This window comes from Amycolatopsis circi, assembly GCF_003385235.1.
Taxonomy (GTDB): domain Bacteria; phylum Actinomycetota; class Actinomycetes; order Mycobacteriales; family Pseudonocardiaceae; genus Amycolatopsis; species Amycolatopsis circi.
The window spans coordinates 22639-41679 of the sequence record NZ_PQIA01000032.1; the positions used below are offsets into that span (position 1 = coordinate 22639).

The 19041-nt window shown below is 69.5% G+C and carries 13 protein-coding genes and 1 pseudogene; 4 read left to right on the plus strand and 10 right to left on the minus strand.

Features of this window, described 5'->3' with window-relative positions; genetic code table 11:
* Nucleotides 1-13 precede the first annotated feature (13 nt).
* From D0D37_RS16620 to D0D37_RS16645, 7 genes and pseudogenes are all read right to left on the minus strand, one after another.
* A complete protein-coding gene (locus tag D0D37_RS16620; protein WP_116201455.1) occupies nucleotides 14-3310 on the minus strand; it encodes a protease pro-enzyme activation domain-containing protein in 3297 nt (1098 codons plus the stop codon).
* A 175-nt stretch (nucleotides 3311-3485) separates the two neighbouring features.
* Nucleotides 3486-4646: an MFS transporter gene (locus tag D0D37_RS16625; RefSeq protein WP_116201456.1), complete on the minus strand. Its 1161-nt coding sequence runs from the start codon at nucleotides 4644-4646 to the stop codon at nucleotides 3486-3488.
* Between the two features lie 170 nt (nucleotides 4647-4816).
* On the minus strand, nucleotides 4817-5986 hold the full coding sequence (locus D0D37_RS16630; protein ID WP_116201457.1) for a S8 family peptidase: 1170 nt from the start codon (nucleotides 5984-5986) through the stop codon (nucleotides 4817-4819).
* Between the two features lie 61 nt (nucleotides 5987-6047).
* A complete protein-coding gene (locus tag D0D37_RS16635; RefSeq protein ID WP_116201458.1) occupies nucleotides 6048-6518 on the minus strand; it encodes a thioredoxin family protein in 471 nt (156 codons plus the stop codon).
* Between the two features lie 10 nt (nucleotides 6519-6528).
* Complete coding sequence (locus D0D37_RS47935; protein ID WP_244223542.1) at nucleotides 6529-6930, minus strand: rhodanese-like domain-containing protein; 402 nt, start codon at nucleotides 6928-6930, stop codon at nucleotides 6529-6531.
* 144 nt (nucleotides 6931-7074) lie between these two features.
* Nucleotides 7075-8211, minus strand: a pseudogene (locus D0D37_RS47940) (purine-cytosine permease family protein); the annotation flags it as partial.
* Nucleotides 8208-8891 (minus strand): tRNA-dependent cyclodipeptide synthase, encoded by a 684-nt coding sequence (locus D0D37_RS16645; protein ID WP_116201460.1) that lies wholly within the window; start codon nucleotides 8889-8891, stop codon nucleotides 8208-8210. The pseudogene D0D37_RS47940 and the gene D0D37_RS16645, both read right to left, overlap by 4 nt.
* Before the next feature lie 228 nt (nucleotides 8892-9119).
* Between D0D37_RS16645 and D0D37_RS16650 the strand changes: the two genes are divergently transcribed.
* On the plus strand, nucleotides 9120-10073 hold the full coding sequence (locus tag D0D37_RS16650; protein WP_162834274.1) for a LysR family transcriptional regulator: 954 nt from the start codon (nucleotides 9120-9122) through the stop codon (nucleotides 10071-10073).
* Nucleotides 10049-10990 carry a LysR substrate-binding domain-containing protein gene (locus D0D37_RS16655; protein ID WP_116201461.1) on the plus strand — a complete coding sequence of 314 codons (942 nt, stop codon included), beginning with the start codon at nucleotides 10049-10051 and terminating at the stop codon, nucleotides 10988-10990. Before D0D37_RS16650 ends, D0D37_RS16655 begins: the two co-directional genes overlap by 25 nt.
* A gap of 71 nt (nucleotides 10991-11061) precedes the next feature.
* On the opposite strand, the gene D0D37_RS16660 is transcribed toward D0D37_RS16655, so the two are convergent.
* The 3 genes from D0D37_RS16660 to D0D37_RS16670 form a co-directional block, all read right to left on the minus strand.
* Nucleotides 11062-14433, minus strand: a complete 3372-nt coding sequence (locus D0D37_RS16660) for a S8 family serine peptidase (RefSeq protein ID WP_244223537.1) — start codon at nucleotides 14431-14433, stop codon at nucleotides 11062-11064.
* 242 nt (nucleotides 14434-14675) lie between these two features.
* Complete coding sequence (locus tag D0D37_RS16665; protein ID WP_116201463.1) at nucleotides 14676-15908, minus strand: MFS transporter; 1233 nt, start codon at nucleotides 15906-15908, stop codon at nucleotides 14676-14678.
* A complete protein-coding gene (locus tag D0D37_RS16670) occupies nucleotides 15905-16543 on the minus strand; it encodes a GntR family transcriptional regulator (RefSeq protein WP_116201464.1) in 639 nt (212 codons plus the stop codon). Before D0D37_RS16670 ends, D0D37_RS16665 begins: the two co-directional genes overlap by 4 nt.
* 93 nt (nucleotides 16544-16636) lie before the next feature.
* On the opposite strand from D0D37_RS16670, the gene D0D37_RS16675 reads away from it, so the two are divergent.
* Entirely contained in the window at nucleotides 16637-17521 is an 885-nt protein-coding gene (locus D0D37_RS16675) for an ornithine cyclodeaminase family protein (RefSeq protein WP_244223538.1), read from the plus strand.
* A gap of 58 nt (nucleotides 17522-17579) precedes the next feature.
* On the plus strand, nucleotides 17580-18212 hold the full coding sequence (locus D0D37_RS16680) for a class I SAM-dependent DNA methyltransferase (protein WP_116201466.1): 633 nt from the start codon (nucleotides 17580-17582) through the stop codon (nucleotides 18210-18212).
* The last annotated feature ends 829 nt before the right edge of the window (nucleotides 18213-19041 follow it).

Consider the following 19041-nt stretch of genomic DNA (forward strand, 5'->3'; position numbering starts at 1 on the left):
CCTCCTCATCCGGTCAGTAGACGAACCAGGAGACCTGCACCTTTCCCGCAGTGCCGGAGGTGTCGGTGGCGGTGATTGTCGAGTTCAGCAGGCCCGAGGTGGTCTGCGGATTTCCGGAAATCACCCCGCTGACGCGGTCGATGGACAGCCCCGAGGGCAGACCGGCGGCGCTCCAGGAGTAGCTGCCGGTGCCGCCGGAGGCGCGCATCGCCAAGTGCACCGGCGTGCCGTGCGGCACGACCTGGAAGCCCGGGTCGGCCACGGTGACCGGGCCGGACGAACCGCCCTGGACGGTGAGCGTGAACGTGGTGTCGTGGCTCGCCGTGGCGTTCTTGCCGGTGACCGTCACCTGGTAGGTGCCCTGCGGGGTCGAGGCACTGGTGGCGATCGTCAGCTTCGCCGAACCGCCCGCGTTGACCGACGCCGGATCGAACGTGGCGCTCGCCCCGGAAGGCAATCCGCTCGCCGACAACGCGATGTCCCCGTTCGAAGGCGTGCCGCCGATCTGCTGGTTGGCCCAGTCGCCCATCGAGCCCCACAGCTTGCCGTGCGCGTTGTAGGACGCACAGTCGGTGCGCAGCCAGGAGAAGACGCCGTAGATCTTGCCGTTGTAGTAGTACGGGCCGCCCGAATCGCCTTGGCACAGGCCCTTGCTGCCGTCGCCGTAGCCGTCGCAGAACATGTACTCCGGCTTGAACACCGACGAGTCGATGGTGCTGCAGTTCGAACCGTCCACTGTGGGCAGTACGACCTCGCGCAGCTTGGTGTTCTTGCTGGCGTCGTTGGCGTCGGTCTTGCCGTAGCCGATGGCTCTGCCCTGGGTGCCCAGCGGCAGGTCGTCGGCCGAGGAAGCGATCTTCGGGTAGGTCATGCCCGCCGGGACGGGGATGTCGGTCTTGGTGAAGATGATCGCCACGTCGTTGCCGTTGCGCCAGCCCTGGTCGCTCTGCGGGCTGTAGTCCGGGTGGATCCGGAACTCCTCGATCTCGATCCGGGTGCCCTTGCTCGTGTCGTTCAGGTCGTCCTGCCCGTAGATCAGGTACTTCGGATCGCCGTCGGCGAACTTGCAGTGCGCCGCGATCAGCACGGCCCGTTTGGCGACCACGCTGCCGGTGCAGGACTGCTCCTGCGGGCGCACCCCGCCGGTGCGGTGCTCGGAGATGATGAACGGGTACTTGGCGACGGTGGTCGTCTGCCCGTTGATCACGCTCGGGCTCGCCGACGGAGCGGCGCCGTTCACCGCGGCCGTCGAGACGGTGGTGGTGGCAGATTGCCCGGCGTTGACCGACGTCGACGTCGGGTTGACGCCGATGGAGAAGTCGCCCTGGCCGGAACCGTTGACGGTCAACGTGACCGGGGTCGTGTGCGTGGCGTCAGCGGCTTTTCCGGTCACCGTCACGGTGGTTTGCCCCGGCGAGGCGGAGGACGACGCCGCGAGAGTGAGGGTGGACGTGCCGCCCGCGGTGACCGAGGACGGGTCGAATGTCGCCGTGACGCCCGCCGGGAGCCCGCTCGCCGACAGCGCGACGCTCTGCGCGCTGCCCTTGACGACCTTGGTGGTGATCTTCGCGGTCGCCGACTTGCCCGGGTCGACGCTGACCGACGCCGGGTCCGCGGCGAGGGAGAAGTCGTTGGCCGCGGGCGGCGCCGTGCCGTTGATCAACGGGTCCGCCAGGTTGTCGCCCTGCATGGAACCCCAGCCGGTGCACAGGTCGTAGCCGGTGCCCGCGTCGTAGGTGCCGTTGTTGCCGGAGACGACGTCGTGGAAGGCCGAGGAGTACTGCGAGGACTGGGCGATCGAGTACACCGTCGGGTTGATGGCGCCGAGATTGCTCTTGCCCGAGCTTTTCGCCTTCTGGTTGACCATCGCGAGATAACCGGCCCACAGCGGGGAGGACAGGCTGGTCCCGCCGACGTCCTGCCAGCCGCCGTTCATGTACACCGAAAGCGCGCCCGCCCCGTAGTCGGCGTCGAGCGCGACGTCGGGCACCGAGCGGTACTTATTGCTGCCCGGCTGCCAATCCGGCTTGCTGTAGACCGCCGAGTACCCGCCGCCGGAACGCGTGTTGCCGGTGCCGCCCTGGTTCCAGCACGACTCCGACTGGTAAGTGCCCGCGCTGTCGCTCGTCCGCAGCTGCGTGCCGCCGACCCCGGTGAACAGCGGGTCGCTGGCCGGGTAATCGGCCTGCACGGTGGAGTTGTCGCCGTTGTACCCGCAGCCGGTGGCTCCCCAGTCGCCGGAGGCCGACAGCAAGGTCACGCCCTGGGCGACCATCTGGGAGTAGGAGTCGTGCGACGCGGCGATCGGGTCGGATTCGCACTTCTCGCCGAGCAGCCACGAGCCCGACAGGATCGTGATCGCGTTGTCTCCGGCGATTTTCGCCATCTCGTCGACCCAGGCTTTGTCGCTGTTGGGTGCCTCGTAGACGATCTGGCTCGCCCCGGGCGCGGTGGCCGCGACCGCCTGGACGTCCAGCGTCACCTCGAGCTGCCCGCTGCCCGGTTGGGAAACCCCGCCGTCCACCGGCACCACCCGCGGCTTGACCGAGGGCTGTTTGAAGTAGCTGGTCCAGGCGTCGAGGTCGGACTGCTTGAACGAGTCGAACTCGATCAGCCCGACCGTCTGTCCGGAACCGTCGTAGGAACCGGAAAGCTGCTTCATGCTGTAGGCGGTGCGGAACTGCGCCGGGGTGTAGCCGCCGCCAGGGCCGCCGGGGCCCGCCGGAGCAGAGGCACGGTGCGCGATCGGCCGGTTCGTCAGGCCGGTCACCGTGCGCACGATCTTCGCGAGCGAGGACGGCACGCTGGGAGCGGATTCCCTGGCGTAGAAATGCTTTCCGCTCGAGTCGGCGTAGTCGCCGAGCCGGGTGCCGAACGCCGTCTCGACCTGCCCGACGGTCCCGACCGCGTCGACCACCTGGCGGTTGGTCGAGACGTCGGTGACCCGCAGACTCTGCTTCTCCAGGTACGCCTTCGCAGCGTCCACATCGGACACTCGTGGCGCGTAGCGGGCCGTGTAGTCCGCGCTGGACAGGAAATGCCGGTAGTCCGGCGAACGCGGATCGCTGACCGAGGCGACGAACTGGGCGAGTCCCGCTTCGTCGTGGGGCCGCAGCGACAGCGCGATCGGGATCTCCCGGCCGGGGTCGGTGGCGCCGAGACGCTGCGCGCCCGCGGGGGCGGAGCCGGTGGACGCCAACGGCGTCCGCGACTCCTGTGCGGCGGCCGAGCCCGGTATCGCCAGGGCGGCCGTCAGGGCGAGACCGGCAGCCGCGGCGGCCGGTCTCGCCCACAGGGAACGAGGGAGCACGATTCCTCCAAACTGAAGCGGAGAAGAAACAGCCGGCCAAGGCTAGCCGCGGCGGCGGTATCCGAATCGTGTTCGCTGAACGTTCGACGATGTTCGACCGTAATTCTGAACGAAGACGTTTTCCCTGCTCAGTGCGGGTGAGCTGAAACAGTTTTCCACAGAATGGCGGGCTGTTTCACTGTGCCCGGAGAATGAAACGGGAAAGGAAAACCGGCACGACCATCAGTGCGATAGCCGTCCAAGGCAGCGCGCCGGGTGCCGTGCCGGGCAGGACGCCGCCGATCAGCGCACCACCGGCAACAGCGCCGTTCCAGCTGGCGATGGTCAGCGACTGCGCAATGTCGGCACGGCGTCCGGCCAGGACTGCGGTGACCGCCTGGAACGACGTCGGCGCGCCGCCGAAAGCCAAGCCCCACAACGCACACGCGGCCAGCAGCAGCACCGGTTCGCGGCCGCCGAAGACCAGTATCCCGAAACAGCAGGCGATGACGGCGGCGCAGCACGTGAGCACGGCGCGGGGATGCCGGTCGAGGGCGAGCCCCACCAGCCACAGCCCGGCCACCGTGGCGGCACCGAACAGCAACAGGCCGGCGCTCAACAGCGCGAGATGCCCGCGACCGGCGTAGAACGGCCCGAGGTAGGTGTAGAACATATTGTGCGCCAGGGAAAAGGCGATCACCAGGAGCAGCAGCGGGCGCAATCCCGGCGTATGCAGCACCGCGCGGAGACTCGTTCGGGTGCCCGGTTCCTCGCCGGACAGCGGCGGAACCACCGCCACGATCCACCACAGCAGCGGTGCCGCGACGAGGGCCATTCCGGCGAACACCCAGCGCCAGCCGACGAGTTCGCCGAGGGCGGCACCGGCCGGGACGCCGAGCGCGAAACCGACCGGGGTGCCCGCCATCGCGACGGCGAGCGCGCGGCCAGCACGCTCCGCAGGCACGAGCCGCATGGCGTAGTTCGCCACGAGGGACCACAGAATCCCGGTGAGTGCCCCGGAAGCCACCCGCGCCGCGAGCACCAGCGCGAACCACGGGGACAGCGCGATCGCCAGGTTGGTCGCCACGAATCCGGCGACCAACAGGAGGAGGAGTTTGCGGCGGGGCATCCGGGCCGACGCCGCGGTCAGCGGCAGCGCTGTGAGCGCGGTGGTGATCGCGTACACCGTCACCAGCTGTCCCGCGGCGGCCGGGGACACCCCGAGATCGGCCGCGGCCGGGAGCAGGATCCCGGCCGGGACGATCTCGGTCAGGCAGCCGAGGAACACCGAGGCGGCCAAGGCCAGCAGGGCGGGGAGGGGGAGGGCGGTGCGGCCGGGCGGCGCCGTGACGTCCATGGTCGGGGTCCTTGGGGTCGTGGCGGCCCGGCCGCGCGGGTTATGTGGTGTGCGGTAGCGGGTTGGGTGGTGGTTTTGGCGGCCCGCGTTGGTCATGGTGTCGCGGAGTGCGACCGGGCCGTGACATCCGTGGCGGGAGCACTGGCGTCGTGGCGGCCCGGCCGCGCCGGTTACGCGGTGTGCAGCAGCAGGTTGTGCGATCCGTCGCCGGGATCGACGACCTTGTCCTTCGTGGCCGCGTCGGTCATGCCCTTGAGCACCTGGTCCGGCGTGGCGTCCGGGTGCGCGGACAGGAACATCGCGGCCACCCCGGCGGCTTCCGCCGAAGCGATCGACGTCCCGGAAACGACGCTGGACGCGCAGTCGCCGGTGTTGTCCGCCGTCCGGATGTCCTTGCCTGGCGCGTAAAGGTCCACGCAGCTGCCGAAATTCGACGACGGCACCCGGTGGTCGGCCTGGTCGGTCGCGCCCACGGTGATCCCGGTGGTCTGCCGGGCGGGCGTGATGTCGCAGGCGTTCACCCCGGTGCTGCCGTCGCCGTTGCCCGCGGCGACGGTGTAGGCGAGGCCGTTCTGGGTCATCTTGTAGAGCTGGATGTCGAGGACCGTGCCGCTGGGTCCGGCGAAGCTGAGGTTCAGCACGGCCGGGCGCTGCGCGTTGAGGTTCACCCAGTCCAAAGCGGACAGAATCTCCTCGGACGTGCCCGTGCCGTCGCAGCCGAGAGTGCGCACCGACTCGACCGAAGCCTCTTTCGCGACGCCGTAGCGGCGGCCCGCGATGGCGGCCGCGACTTGCGTGCCGTGGCCGTTGCAGTCCGACCCGCTCTGGTCGTTGTCGGGATCGACCGCGTCGTACGCGGCGTGCGCGCGGCCGCCGAAGTCGTGGTGGCTGGTGCGCACCCCGGTGTCGAGCACGTACACATGCACGTTCTCCGCGGTGTTCGGGTAGGTGTAGCTGCCGTCGAGCGGGAGGTCCGCTTGATCGATCCGGTCCTGGCCCCACGAAGGCGGGTCTTCCTGGGTCCCGGCCGCGGTGTAGACCTGGTTGTCCCCGACCGTGGTGACCGCGGAGTCGGTCAGGTACTTGTCGTGCTGCTCCCGGGTCAGCGAAAGGGAAAACGCCTGCGAGACCGAGTAGTAGACCCGGCGCAGCGTGCCGCCGTACTTGGCGATCAGCGCGTTCGCGGCGGCGGTGACCTTGTCCTTGTCTTTGTCCATCGGCTTGAGCCGCACGATGTACACCGCGGTGTCGCCCGGCGAAGCCGAGGCCGCCACCGGCAGCACGCTGGCGGCGACGGTGAGAAGCGCCGCCAGCACGACGGCTTTCGGAGTGCGTTTCATGGTTGTCCCTTCGGGGGACCGCCGCCGGGACCTCGGGGAGTCCCGGCGGCGGTCGGCGATGTCAGAGCCCGTTCAGCCAGGTGCGCAGGTCGTCCGGGCCGCTGCCCTCGTCGAATCCGACCACCCGGCTGCCCTTCTCCTGGCCGCTGGAGACGTCGATCAGCGTCGGGATGTACTCGATGCCGTACTTGTCGGCGATGTCCTTGTTCTGGCCCTGCTCGCTCAGGTCCACCTTCGCCCAGATCCACTTGCCGTTGTCGGCGGCGTGGTATTTCTCCAGGTAGGGAGCCATCTTCTGACAGGGGCCGCACCAGCTGGCGTAGAAGTCCAGCACCACCGGCTTGGTCTTGGACATCTCCATCACCTGGTCGTAGTTGGCCGAGGTGACGTCGATGACGGTCTCGTCCTGCGGCGCCAGCGAAACGTAGGACGCCGGGGCCGGGGCGGCGCTCGCCGGCGACGCCGCGGCACCGCCGAGGACTCCCGCCGTGATCGCCGCGACGGCCGCGAACATCCGGATTCTGGTTCCCATGTTCTCTCCTCTATTCGGGGTGGTTGACCGGCACCGGCGCCGGACGCGCCGGGGCTTCGGGGGCGGGGCCGGTTTCGGTGGGATGGCCGGCCTCGACCCAGTCTTCGATTCCTTCGCGGTACTTGCGGACGTCGGCGTACCCGAGTTCCAGCAGCCGGGCGCCGACGAATTCGCTGTTGCGGCAAGGGGTGTTGGCGCAGTAGACGACGATCGCCGCGGTCTTGTCCGGGACCACCCGCGGGGCGTGCTCGTCGGTGAACCGCGCGGCCTGCTCGTAGGGGAAGCCCGGGATGTTGCGGGCGCCGGGAAGGTGTTCGCGCGCGTAGTAGTCGGGCGGCATGGTGTCGACGACGATCACCGTGCCCTCGTCCATCGCGGTTTTCAGCTCTTCGCGGCCGATCAGCGGAAGCATGCCGGTTCCTCCCGGGTTCCGGCGGCGGGCCAGCAGGCCCGCCGCGAGGTGACAGACGAACGCCACGACCACCGAGTTGATCGTGGGAATCCCGAAGTCGAAGACGAGCGCGAAAGCGGTCCCGAGCGTCCAGCTGACGAGCGCGGCCGGTTCCCAGTCGCGGCCGGCGACCGCCTGTCCGCGGCGCAGGGCGGCGAAAACGGGACGGCACCGGCGAAGCACGAAATACTCCGCGATGAGCACCCCAGCGACCGGCGGCGCGAGCACGCCGACCGCGGTCAGGAACCCGGCGAAGTCGTCGGCGATCCCGAGCGCGGACGCGGCCGTGCCGAACACTCCGAGCACCAGGACCACGTGCACCCGGCTGACTTTTCGGTCGAACAGCACGTCCACGACGTTGACCACGCCGAGCGAGGAGGAGTACAGGTTCCAGTCGTTGATCTTGAGGATCGCGGTGGCCAGCACCAAAGTGCCGAGCAGTCCCGAGGAGGTGGTGACGATGCCGACGACGTCCGAGGTCGCGGCGGCGTGCGCGAGCAGCACGCCGATCAGCCCGATCAGGTACTCGCCGAGCGTCACGCTGAGCACGGTCTGCTTGACCACGTCGCCGCGGGTGCGGTTGAACCGCGTCATGTCCGGGGTCATCAGCGCGCCGAGGATGAACGCCCCGGACACCAGCGTGGTCGCCGCGCCGAGCGACAGCGGCGGCCCCGGCGGGGGAGCGGCGACCAGGTCCGCCAGCGAGTGCGTGTGCAGCGCGTCCAGCACCGAATACCCTGCCAGCACCAGGAAAGCGGGCACGGTCAGGTAAGCGGTCCAGGCCATCAGGCGGAAGCCGTAGACGGTGATCACGGTGATCGCCAGTCCGCCGACCAGCGCCCAGCCCCATTCCGGCAGCGCGCCGCCGAGCGCGCGCATCCCGTGCGCGAACACCCCGTTCTGCACGCCGAACCAACCCGCGAGGCTGATCGCCACCAGCAGGCCGACCAGCGCGGAGCCCTTCCGGCCGAACCCGGCCCAGCGCGCCAGCACCGAGGTGGACAGTCCCTCGCGCACCCCGGTGATGCCGAGCAGCACGGTGATGAACTCCAGCAGCACCGAACCGATCGTGATGGCCAGCACCGCGTGCCAGAACGTCATGCCGTAGCCCAGCAGCGCGCCGACGATGAACTGCTGGAACGACGAGACCTGCCCGAACCGCTGCACCGCGACCGACGGCCAGGACCGGCGGGCGGCGTCCGGGACGCGGGTCAGCGAATAGTCGTCGTGGCGGTCGCTCATCGGCCCGTCGCTTCCAGCGCGGCTTCGGCGACGACCAGGAAACCCTGGCCGGCTTCGGGCCGGAACGCGAATTCCCGGTCGAAGAACTTCTCCAGAAACGGCACCCGCTGGTGGTAGACGAACATCGACCGCGGATTTCCGGTGATCAGCCCGGAACCGGCGAACAACGGGAGTTCGGCGAGGAAGTAGCGCACCGCGAGCCGCAGCGCCCGCTCGTCCGGCACGTTTCCGGTCCGGCCCTGCAGCACCCAGGTGGAAGCGCCGTAGCAGGCGGAACGGAATGCGCCGTCGGTTTCGAAGAGGCTTTCCGCCGAGGCCAGCAGCCGCCGATAGGACGGCAGTTCGCGCAGCCGGGCCATGCCGAGGATCCGGCTCTCCGGGTCGGACACGTCCAGCGCGCGCAGCGCGGCGGCGATCTTGTTGTGCACGTGGCAGGACTGCCGATGCGCTTTCTGTTTCGCCCTGGCCGGCGGATATCCGAGCGCTTCGAGCGTGTAGGCGGTGACCTCGTCCGGGACGAAAAAGCAGAACTCGGCGAAGTGTTCCGCGGTCCACGCGGCGAGCCGGGTGAGCCGTTCCGCGGTGAAATAGCCGTTGAACGGGCTCACCCCGACGCAGGCGTGCCGGACGTCCGGATACAGGCGGGCGCAGCCGGAAGACAGCGGAGTCGCGTCGAACATGGGAAACCTCCACCTTTTCTCGTCTCGATTCCGCGTTTTCTCCCGGCGGGGCGGGACTGGTGCGGCTCACTGTGCCGGGATCCGGGCGGCGCGGGTAATGCCTGCCGGTTATGCCGTCGCGGGACGGCGACCGCGGCAGTTCGGAAAGAGGATTTCCTACTTTGGTCGGGCGATTGCCACACTTTCGCCGGTGCACTCGTCCCGGCGGGAGTCATATCGTGGACTTTCGTGGAGTTGGAACTCAAACATTTGCGCCACCTCCAGGCGATCGCCAAAGCGGGCAGCCTCAACCGCGCGGCCACCGAACTGGTGCTGCCGCAGCCCGCCCTCAGCCGCGAACTGCGCAGGATCGAGGAACTCCTCGGCCGGGCGCTGTTCGAACGCGCCCGCGCCGGGGTGCGGCCCACGCCGTTCGGGCAGTTGATCCTCGACTACGCGGACGGGATCCTCGCGCGCACCGCCCGGATCGGGCCCGCTCTCGCGCAGCACCGCGCCCAGCGGGACAGCGCGTTGCGGGTCGGCTGGTCGGAAACCGTGCTGTCCGGCCCGTTGCTCCGCGCGCTGGAGACGACCGGGCTCGGCGACCGGGCGGAAGTCCGGACCGCCGAGTCGACCGCGGAGATGCTCGTCTGGTTCGGCCGCGGCGAACTCGACCTCGCCGTGCTGTCCGAACAGTGCGAGGTGCCGCTTCCCGCGAACACCGGCCGGATCGACCTCGCCGAGGACCCGCTGCTGATGATGCTCCCGGACTGGCATCCGCTCGCCGCCCGCCGCGAGGTGGACCTGGCCGAACTGGAACACGAGCGGTGGATCTCCTCGACCGGGCCGGACCGCTGCCGCGAGTTCCTGGCCCGGGTGTGCGGCCCGTACGGATTCGCCCCGGCGATCGCCCACTACGTGCCGGTCTCCGGCCCGCGTGACGAGATCGTCCGCTACCAGGGCGACGTCACGCTGGTCCAGGCCTCCCGCCCGCTGGCGCCCGGGGTGGTGCACCGGCCGGTGCCCGGTCTGCGGGCGCGGACCAGCCATTTCCTGCTGTATCGCGAGGACAGCCCGGTCGCCGGGCGGGCGGTCCTGCTGGCCGGGCTGATCCTCGACTCCTATCACGACGAACGGGGCGGTTTCGCCGGCCCGCGCGCGATTCCGGGGGAACTGCCGTGGCTGACCGCCCGGACCAGCTGATCCGCACCGGCGCGGACCTCGAGCTGCGGCAGCTGAAGCTGCTGGTCGCGGTCGCCGAGGCGGGCAGCGTGGCCGCCGCGGCGACCGCGCTCGGCACCACCCCGGCCAAACTCGCGCTGCGGATCCGGCGGCTGGAACGGATGATCGGCGCCCCGCTGCTGGCCGCCGGACCGGACGGGAAGCTGTTCACCGAAACCGGCGAGCTTCTGCTTGAACACGCCTCGGCGGTGGTGCCGCAATTCGACCGGATGCTGACCGCCGCCCGCGCCGGCCTGGAGCGCCCGGCCGCGCAGATCCGGATCGGTTCGGTGCTGACTCCCGTGCTGCCGCGGCTGATTCGCGAGCTGGGCCGGTGCAATCCTGGCACCGGACTGGCGATCCGGGCCGGCGAATCGGCCGCGGAGCTGGCCGAAGCGCTGCTTCGCGACGAACTGGACCTCGGCCTGCTGCGTCAGGACGCAGTGCGGGAACGCGCCCTCGAATGGGTTTCAGTAGCCACGGAACCGCTGGTGGTCGGCATTCCTTCCGGACACCCGCTCGGCGTTCCGGACTCGCTCACCCCGGCCGCGCTGTCCGGTCAGCGCTGCGTTCTTCTCGATCAGGCAGTGCAGCCCCGGACACGCGCACTGCTCGCTGCCTTCGCCGACGCCGGTGCCGATCCGCGGCTTTGCTACGCCGGCAGCGAATGGGCGGTGTTGTGCCTCGGTTACGGGGCGGGAATCCTGACCGTGACAGCGCCGCCGACGAGACCGATGCCGGACACGTCTTACCGGCCGCTGCATTGCGCGGCCACGAATTCGACCATCGTGCTCGCCTGGACTGACGGGTCGCTCACCGGCTGCGTCCCCCGCGTCCGCGCGGCGATGACACGCGCGCACGCCGAGCACCTCCGCGCGCTGGTCCGTTCCTGTCCGTGAAGGACTCCTTGAGGGAATCAGATTCCCTCAAGGAGTCCTTCACGGACCTCTGGGATACGGGCGCCTGCTCGTCAGCCGATGCGGTAGCTGTACGGCAGGGTCGCCAGCACCTCACCGGTTCCGACCTGCGGCAGACCGGTCACGCCGGTCGGCAGCGAAGGCACGGTCACGATGTTCAGGTGCCCGGCCACCTTGGCACCGCGATTGCCCGACGGCGTGATCGTCACCAGCACGGTCGCTGTCTCGCCCGGCTTCACCAGCTGCGGCGTGCCGCCGGTGCCGTTCGGGTCCACCGACTGGCCGTACGGGTCGCCGGTCGACGACGTCACCGAACCGTCGAAGCCCGCCGTCTGGATCGACGCTGTGTAGCTGGAGTGCCCGGCGGGAGCGCCTTCCGGACCGAACGGGCCGATCTCCTGCACGTCGGCGAACCAGACGCCCTTGGTGACGTACCCGGTCTTCTCGCCGATCGTCGCGACCGACACCGTGCTGCCGTTCTGCGCGGACTTCAGGTCGCCGAGCACGTCGATGCCCGCCGCCGAACCCTGGATTTCCGCCTGCGCGGGCACGGTCGAGGACGTCGCGACGGTGAACTTGCTCGTCTCCGGCGGAATCGAGTACACCGGCGCGTCCGAGTTCAGTTCCGGCAGGTTGACCTCGGTCGAACCCTGGATCGGCTGCGGCTGCAGCGTTTGCCGGGAGTTCGTGCGCGCGTCGACGCCGATCGCGATCGGCTCCACTCCGGTGTTGCGCACCGTCACCGGCACGGTCACCGCCTTGCCCGCGGCGAGCGACGCGGACTGCGGCAGCGCGGGCGCGCTGGCCGAGACCTGGTCGAAGCCGACGGTTCCGGTGAACGGCTGGTCGATCTGCTTGCCCGTCACCGGGTTCTGCACGACGAGCACGAGGTGCCAGCGGCCCGGCAGCGGGTTCGCGTCGGCGAGCTGCAGCCCGGTGCCCTGCCCCAGCGTCGTGGCCGAGGTGAGGAACGCGTTGCTGTTCACGTCGGCGAGTTCGCCGTTCGGGTCGACCAGGACGCCGTCGAGCAGCGTGCCCGGATCCTGCAGCTTCACCGCGACGTCGAGGTCCCGCTTGCCGCGCGGCACGTCGAATTCGTAGGAGAAGGTCTGCGCGGGCGACACCGCACGGGCGTTGCCGCCGGTGATGGTGCCGCTGAAGGTTCCCGGGCCGTTCTTGGTCGGGATCAGCGCGCGCAGCACAGCCGACACGGAGGTCTGGTGGCCGTCGGAGCTGCCGAAGGTGATCGAGTAGTCCGTGTCGCCGCCGCTGCTCGGAGTCTGCAGCGAGACGTGCACCGGCTTGGTCTGCCCCGGCTTGAGTTCCAGGATCTGCGGCGACACCTGGCCGTACGGAACGGCGCGCTGCGCGGTGGTCGCCAACTGGACGTCACCGGTGTAGCCGGCCGGTCCGGACGCCGAGTACAGCACCGCGGTCCACGTGCCCGCGACCGGGCGCGTGACGTCGACGTTGGCGTAGTTCGCCGTCGCGGCCCCGCCCTGCGGGCGGCTGTTGGCGACGAAGGTGCCGTCCGGCGCGAGCAGCGTCAGCCGCACCACCGGGGTGACCGACTGGCCGTTGACCGCCTTCGGGCTGCCCTGCCAAGCCATCCGCGCCAGCAGCCGCTGCGCGCCGTTCGGCACGGAGAACGTGACCTTCTTGTACGCCCAGTTGGTGCCGTTGAAATACGGGAACGTCGGCAGCTTCGTGGCGTCGAACGCAGTGGTCTGCGTCTGCGTGCCCATCGGGGAGAACGTCCGCGTGCCGGTGCTGACCGTCAGCGGCTTGGTGCCCGAGTTGGTGACGTTCACCGCCGCCTGCTGCGTGCTGCCCGGCGCGCCTTCCAGCGTGAGCTGGTCGGTCGACAGCGAGATGTTCGACGAGACGCCCGCCGGTGCCCCGGTCGAGCCCGGAGCGGTGAGCGCGGCTTCGACCGCCGCGCGCGCGTCGAGAAGGCCAGCGCCCTGCTCGTCGGCCGGGAGGTTGAGGTCGCGTGCGGTGCTGGTGATGATCTGCTTCACCTGTGCGGGCGTCGGCGACGCGCCGTGGTGCGAATTGCGGTAACTCTGGATCACCAGCGCGGCGACACCCGCGGTCAGCGGGGCGGATTCACTGGTGCCGCCGAACGATTCGAGGTCGGTCGGCTGCGGGACGGTGTTGAAGTTGCGGCATTCCGAGTACGCCGGCGCGCAGTCGGCCCAGTTGCCCTCGCCGGGTGCGACGAGGTCGATGGTGCGGCCGTTCTGCGTGATGCCGGACGAGGACAGCGCGGAGATGTTGTCGCTCACCCATTTCCCGTTGGAGAACGGGAAAGCCGCGTAGCCGGTCTGCGCGTACAGCCGGTTGTCGGTCGTCGCACCGGCGGAGATCACCAGCGGGTCGGTCGCCGGGCTGCCGATCGTGGACGTGGTGCCCGCGTCGCCGCTGGACGCGGTGACCGTGACGCCCGCGGCCACTGCCTGGTCGTTGAAGACCTGGAACAGGTTGCGGGAGCTGGAATCCGGGTATTGGTTGAGGCCGAGCGACTCGTTGATCACGTCGACGTGGTCGACGGTCACCGCGTAGTCGATCGCCTGCAGCACCGCGGAGTTCGTGGCGGTCTTGCCGAAGACGTTCAGGCCGACCAGGCTCGCGCCCGGCGCGACGCCCTTGACGACGATGTTGCAGCCCGCCGGGAGCGGGTGCTTCTCGTTCACGAACTTCGACAGGTCGTGCACCACGACGCCCTGCGCGGCGATCGAGGAGGCGTCGCCGAAGGCCTCGGCCCCGGCGTCGGTCGTGTTCGGACCGTCCCCGGAGAAGTCCTGGTAGTCCGAGAACACATGGCTGCCGTCGGGACGGATGAAGTCCGCGTAGTTCGGGTCCATGTTGTCGGCGAGGAACGCGACCTTGACACCGGCTCCGTTGGCCAGGTCGGACGCGCTCTTCCCGCCGGTGGTGCTGTACGCGCGGATCGACGTCAGCGCTTCGGGCTCCAGCAGCGGTTTCGCCGGGTCAGCCGGACAGGTCGCGTTCGGCGTGGACTGCGCGGCCGGTCCGCCTGCCTTCGGCGCGGCGGCCGGTGCGCTCGGCTTGGCGTCCGGCAGCGTCACCTTGCTGTCCGGCAGCACCTGCGAGACAGCCGGGTCGTGCGCGAGCTGTGCGGCCTGCGCGGGCGTGACGGTGGCGGAGAAAGCGTTGCCCAGAGCGAAGTGCTTGACCTTCGCCGGTGCCGCGCCGACGAGCTTGGCGAGCACCGAGTCCTGTTCTTGGGTGGCTTTGGCGCGGCGAGTGTCCGAGGCCGCCTTGGTGGGCGGCGCGCTGGGCAGCTGGTCCGCGAGGACGACGATCACCGATTGCGGCGTCGTGTCGGCCGCCGCGGCTGGCGCGGCAGCCTGCGCCGGCTGGGTGATCCCGGCCAGCACCAGGCTGCCGGTCGCAGCCATGACCAGGGCGCGAACGGATCGCGAGGAACGCCCCATGTGCAGTTCCCACTTCCTGCTAGAAGGGTTCGTGAGTTACCGGCCCCGACGAAATCGGGCGCAATCGTGCCGCGCTCGTTTTCCCGATGGCAGAACTCTTTCCGACTCCTTCTCGATCCACAAGAGACAATAGTGGGAAACAAATCCGGCAAACGGGACCGAATTTCCGCGCGGTCGCGCATTCGGTCCCGTTTGCCGGAATCGGGTCAGTCCTGAGGCAGGTGCCGGCGCGAGTGCCGGGTCACCACAAGGGTTCCCGCGATCGCGACCAGTGCCACGCAGGCGAGCAGCACCGGGTAGCCCGCTACTCCGTTCAGGGCGGCTAAAATTGACGGCAGGAGGAATCCGATGTAGGCCAGCGCGTAGTACACGCCGGTGAGTTCCGCGATTTCGTCCGGCCGGGCGAGGCGTTGCAATTCCAGCAGTCCGGACACGACTACGATGCCGTAAGCGGCGCCCAGCACGACCGCCGCGCCGAGCGCGATCCACGGCGATTCCCGCGCCGCCGCGAAGACGCTCAAGACGAGGCCGACGCAGAGCACGGTCATCCCGGTGAGCACGGCCCGCGCGCTGGTGGCGCGGTCGACCCGCTTGGCGATCGGCTGAATCCCCACGCCCGCGCCGATCGCGCAGACGGTGAGCAGGGTGGAGTAGGCCAGCGCCCACGACCCGGTCTGATGCTCGACGAGCTGCGGCAGGATCGCGTACGCCACGCCGCAGGAGCCGAAAATCCACGGTGCTGCGGGCAGGATCACCCGGCGGAACCGCGGATGCCGCGTGGTGGCGGGAAGCGCGGCGCGGACCGAGTCGGTCCGGACAGTGAGCGTTTCCGGACTGCGTGTGACCGCAGCCAACGAGACCAGCGCGAGTCCGATGTGGACCAGGTAGGGGAGGACCATCGGCCACGGTCCCCATTGCGCGAGCACTCCGGCGACGCCGGGACCGATGCCGAGCCCGAGCGTGAGGCACAGCGCGGCGCGGCGAGTGCCGGTGTCGGCCGCGCTGTACGGGTCGGCGTCGGCGAGTTCCTTGATCCAGGCGGAACCGACGGCCATCGCGACCGCGACCGCGATGCCGGAGAGGAACCGGCCGCCGGCGATCCACGCGACGCCGAGCGGTCCGAGTGCCAGCAGCAGGCTCGCGACCAGCGACAGCACGGTGCCGGCGAACATCACCGGGCGGCGACCGTACCGATTGGACAGTCCGCCGGACAGCAACAGTCCGGGCACAAGGCCGACGACGTACGCGCCGAGCAGCGCGTCGACAGTGAACGCGGAATAGCCCGCGGCGTGGTACATCACGAGCAGCGGGGTGAACTGGTTGCCGCCCCAGCCGCACGCGAACACCGCGGCGGCGGCCGGGAACCAGGCCGGGCGGGCGGTCGTTTCGGGAGTTTCGGGCAGGGGAGCGCGGTCAGTGCTGTTGGTGGTAGTGGTCATCGACGGTGCACCGAATCCAAGTGTGCTCGCAGCGCCGGGGCGAAGGTGTCCGCCTTCGTCTCGGCCTCCGCGATGATGTTCAGGAGCTCTTCGTGTTCTTCGACGACTCGCGGCAGGCGAGCCGGGATCGGCGCGAGCGCGTGGACGTTCATCCGGCGCTGCCGGTCGGCGAGGGTGGTGTAAAAGCTGAGCAGCAGGGCATTGCCGCCCGCCTCGACGATCGTGCGGTGGAACAACTGGTCGGCTTCGGCGAACGCGGGCACGTCACCCGCTTCCGCGTGCCTGCGCTGGGTCTCCAGCACTGCGCGCAGCTGTTCGAGTGCGTCCGGGATCAACTCCGGACGACGGCCCAGCCGGTGTACCGCGGCGCTTTCGACTGCCTCGCGGGCTTCGAGTACGTCCTCGGCCTCGCCGGGGGTGATCGGCACGACGATCGCGCCGCGCTTCGGGATCAGGTTGAGCAGCCCCTCGACCTGCAGCCGCAGGAACGCCTCGCGCACCGGAGTCCGGCTCACCCCGAGGCGCTCGGCGATCTCGCCCTCGCTGAACAGGTGTCCGCCGGGCAGCTCGCCGGTGAGCACCAGTTCCTTGGTCAGCTCGTAGGCGCGGTCCGCGGCGGGTTTCAGAGCGTTCACGCCTGAGACGCTAACATGCATCCCAGCTTGTATCTAAGGCGTTGTGACCTGGGGCTCAACTGTTCTGTCGGTGCCCTGTGCGATGCTGCGGCGGTGCGATTGCTCCTCGATGCCCGGCCGACCGTTCAGCAAGCCATCGACGCCGTCCGCGGGGCTTTGACCGGCGGCCTCGACCCGGATCAGGACCCGCCGCGGTCCGTCGTGCCGGTGCCAACTGGGCAGTTCCTGCTCATGCCCGCCTTCTGGGACCGCTACGCCGGGGTCAAGGTCGCGTCCGTCGCGCCGGAGAACCCGGCACGGGGCCTGCCGCGGATCCAAGGCCACTACCTGCTGATGGACGGCCCGACACTCACCCCGATGGCGCTCCTGGACGGCGTCGCGCTGACGTCAGTGCGCACGGCGGCCGTCTCTGCGGTGGCCGCGGACCTGCTCGCCGTGCCGGACGCGGAACGCCTGGTGGTGTTCGGGACGGGCCCGCAGGCGGAGAGCCATATCGAAGCTTTCCGCGCGGTCCGGCCAGTGCGAGAGGTGATAGTGGTCGGCCGGAATCCGGAGCGGACGGAAGCCTTTGCCGCGCAGTATCCATTCGCGCGGGTAGGCACGCCGGACGACGTGGCTTCGGCGGATCTGATCGTGTGCTGCACCTCCTCGCGGACCCCGGTTTTCGACGGCGCGAAAGTCCCCGAACACGCCACAGTGGTAGCCGTCGGTTCGCATGAACCGGAGGCGCGGGAAGTTGATGATGTCCTCATTGGACGGTCCACAGTGGTCGTCGAAGGAATCGGCGCGGCTACCCGCGAGGCCGGAGATGTAATGCTGGCAATGGAATCCGGTTCCCTCGCGGCGGATGACCTTGTCTCGCTCGCGTCGCTGGCTCGGGGCCATGCGGTGCCTTCGGGGCCTCGGCTATTCAAGAGCGTCGGGATGGCCTGGGAAGATCTGGTGGTCGCCGCGGCCGCCTACGAAGCCGCCGAGTGACCGAAACTGTCGGTGGGGGCCGATAGCCTGGACTCCTTCGACGGCGAGGGAGACTGGGATGTCCGAGGAGCTGACCACCGCGGCGGAACTGTTCGACGCGATCGGCGCTGGTTACGAGGACGCGTTCGGCCGTCCGCCGATGGTGGACGCGGCGGTGCGGGAGTTGCTCGCAGTGCTGCCGCCGTCCGCGCGGGTGCTCGACATCGGCAGCGGGACCGGCCGTCCCGCCGCGGCGGATCTTGTCGCCGCCGGACACCGCGTGACCGGGATCGACGTGTCCGCGGAGATGGTGCGGATTGCCCGCGAGCAGGTGCCCGGGGCCGAGTTCGTGCAGGCTGACGTGCGGGAATGGGAGACGGAACCCGGGACATGGGACGCGGTGTGCGCGTTCTTCCCGTTCCTCCAGCTGTCCAGGGCCGACACGGAGCGGGCGCTAGACCGGATCGCGGGCTGGCTGGCGCCAGGCGGAAGGTTCGCGCTGGTGACAGTGCCCGCCGACATCGAGGACGTGCCGATCGAGTTCCTCGGCCACTCGATCCGGGTCACGAGCTTCTCCGCGGACGCCCTGGTCGCCCGGGTGCGCGCGGCAGGATTCGAAGTGACTGGGACCAGGACGGAGACGTTCGCCCCGGACAAGCCCGGAGCGGAGCCGGAGGAGCACCTGCTGATCTCAGCCCGCAAACCCGCCTGAGCGGTTTCGGAAAAAGCGCGGTGGACCAGGAGATCATGAAATAAATTCAGCAGCCCGCGCCCGGTGCGCAAACGGGGCGGCCTTTTCGCGCGGACCGGGTGAACACGCCGGAAACCACAAGAAAAATACCGCCCCGTCAGCCCGATGCGCCCGGGTTCTCTAGTCGGCTGAATGAATCCCGACTGAGGCCGGTCGATTGCCTGATCAGCGCGACTAACTCACAGCGCCGATTCGCCCGAAAGCCGAGGCAGCCGCTGCGCGCGGTCCGAGTGCCACGGCTGGTTGCCGCGGCACTCGAACTGCGCTGTTCGCTCGCCGCGCCTGATCCACGCAGCTTCCGACTTGCACGGCTTCCTCGCCTCGCCCGATTCGCGCGCCGACCGCAGCAGCCGACTCGCACAGCTCGCTCGCTGTGGCTGGTTGCCCAGCTGCCGACTCGCAGGGCTTGCCCGCCTCGGCCGATTCGAACGCTGGCCGCAGTAGCTGACTTGCACAGCTCGCTCGCCGCGCCTGATCCACGCAGGTCCCGACTCGCACAGCTCGCTCGCCGCGGTCGATTCGAACGCTGACCGCTGCACTTGAGTCGCACGGTTCGCTTGCTGTGGTTGGTTTCCCATCTGCCGACTCGTGCAGCTTGCTCGCTTCGGCCGATTTGTGTGCTGGTCACAGTAGCTGGGGCACACTGCTTGCTCGCCTCGGCCGATTCGAACGCTGACCGCTGTGCCTGAGTCGCATGCCTCGTTTGCTGTGGTTGGTTACCGCAGCAAACGACTGGCCTGGCTCGCCTGCCGCCACTGGTTCGGGCAGCCCCCGACTTGCTCGGTGAGCT

Coding starts and splice junctions, on each gene's coding strand:
- D0D37_RS16665 (WP_116201463.1), bottom strand. CDS start 15,908: ATGACCACTACCACCAACAGCACTGACCGCGCTCCCCTGCCCGAAACT.
- D0D37_RS16625 (WP_116201456.1), bottom strand. CDS start 4,646: ATGGACGTCACGGCGCCGCCCGGCCGCACCGCCCTCCCCCTCCCCGCC.
- D0D37_RS16645 (WP_116201460.1), bottom strand. CDS start 8,891: ATGTTCGACGCGACTCCGCTGTCTTCCGGCTGCGCCCGCCTGTATCCG.
- D0D37_RS16660 (WP_244223537.1), bottom strand. CDS start 14,433: ATGGCTGCGACCGGCAGCCTGGTGCTGGCCGGGATCACCCAGCCGGCG.
- D0D37_RS16635 (WP_116201458.1), bottom strand. CDS start 6,518: ATGGGAACCAGAATCCGGATGTTCGCGGCCGTCGCGGCGATCACGGCG.
- D0D37_RS16680 (WP_116201466.1), top strand. CDS start 17,580: ATGTCCGAGGAGCTGACCACCGCGGCGGAACTGTTCGACGCGATCGGC.
- D0D37_RS16630 (WP_116201457.1), bottom strand. CDS start 5,986: ATGAAACGCACTCCGAAAGCCGTCGTGCTGGCGGCGCTTCTCACCGTC.
- D0D37_RS47935 (WP_244223542.1), bottom strand. CDS start 6,930: ATGCTTCCGCTGATCGGCCGCGAAGAGCTGAAAACCGCGATGGACGAG.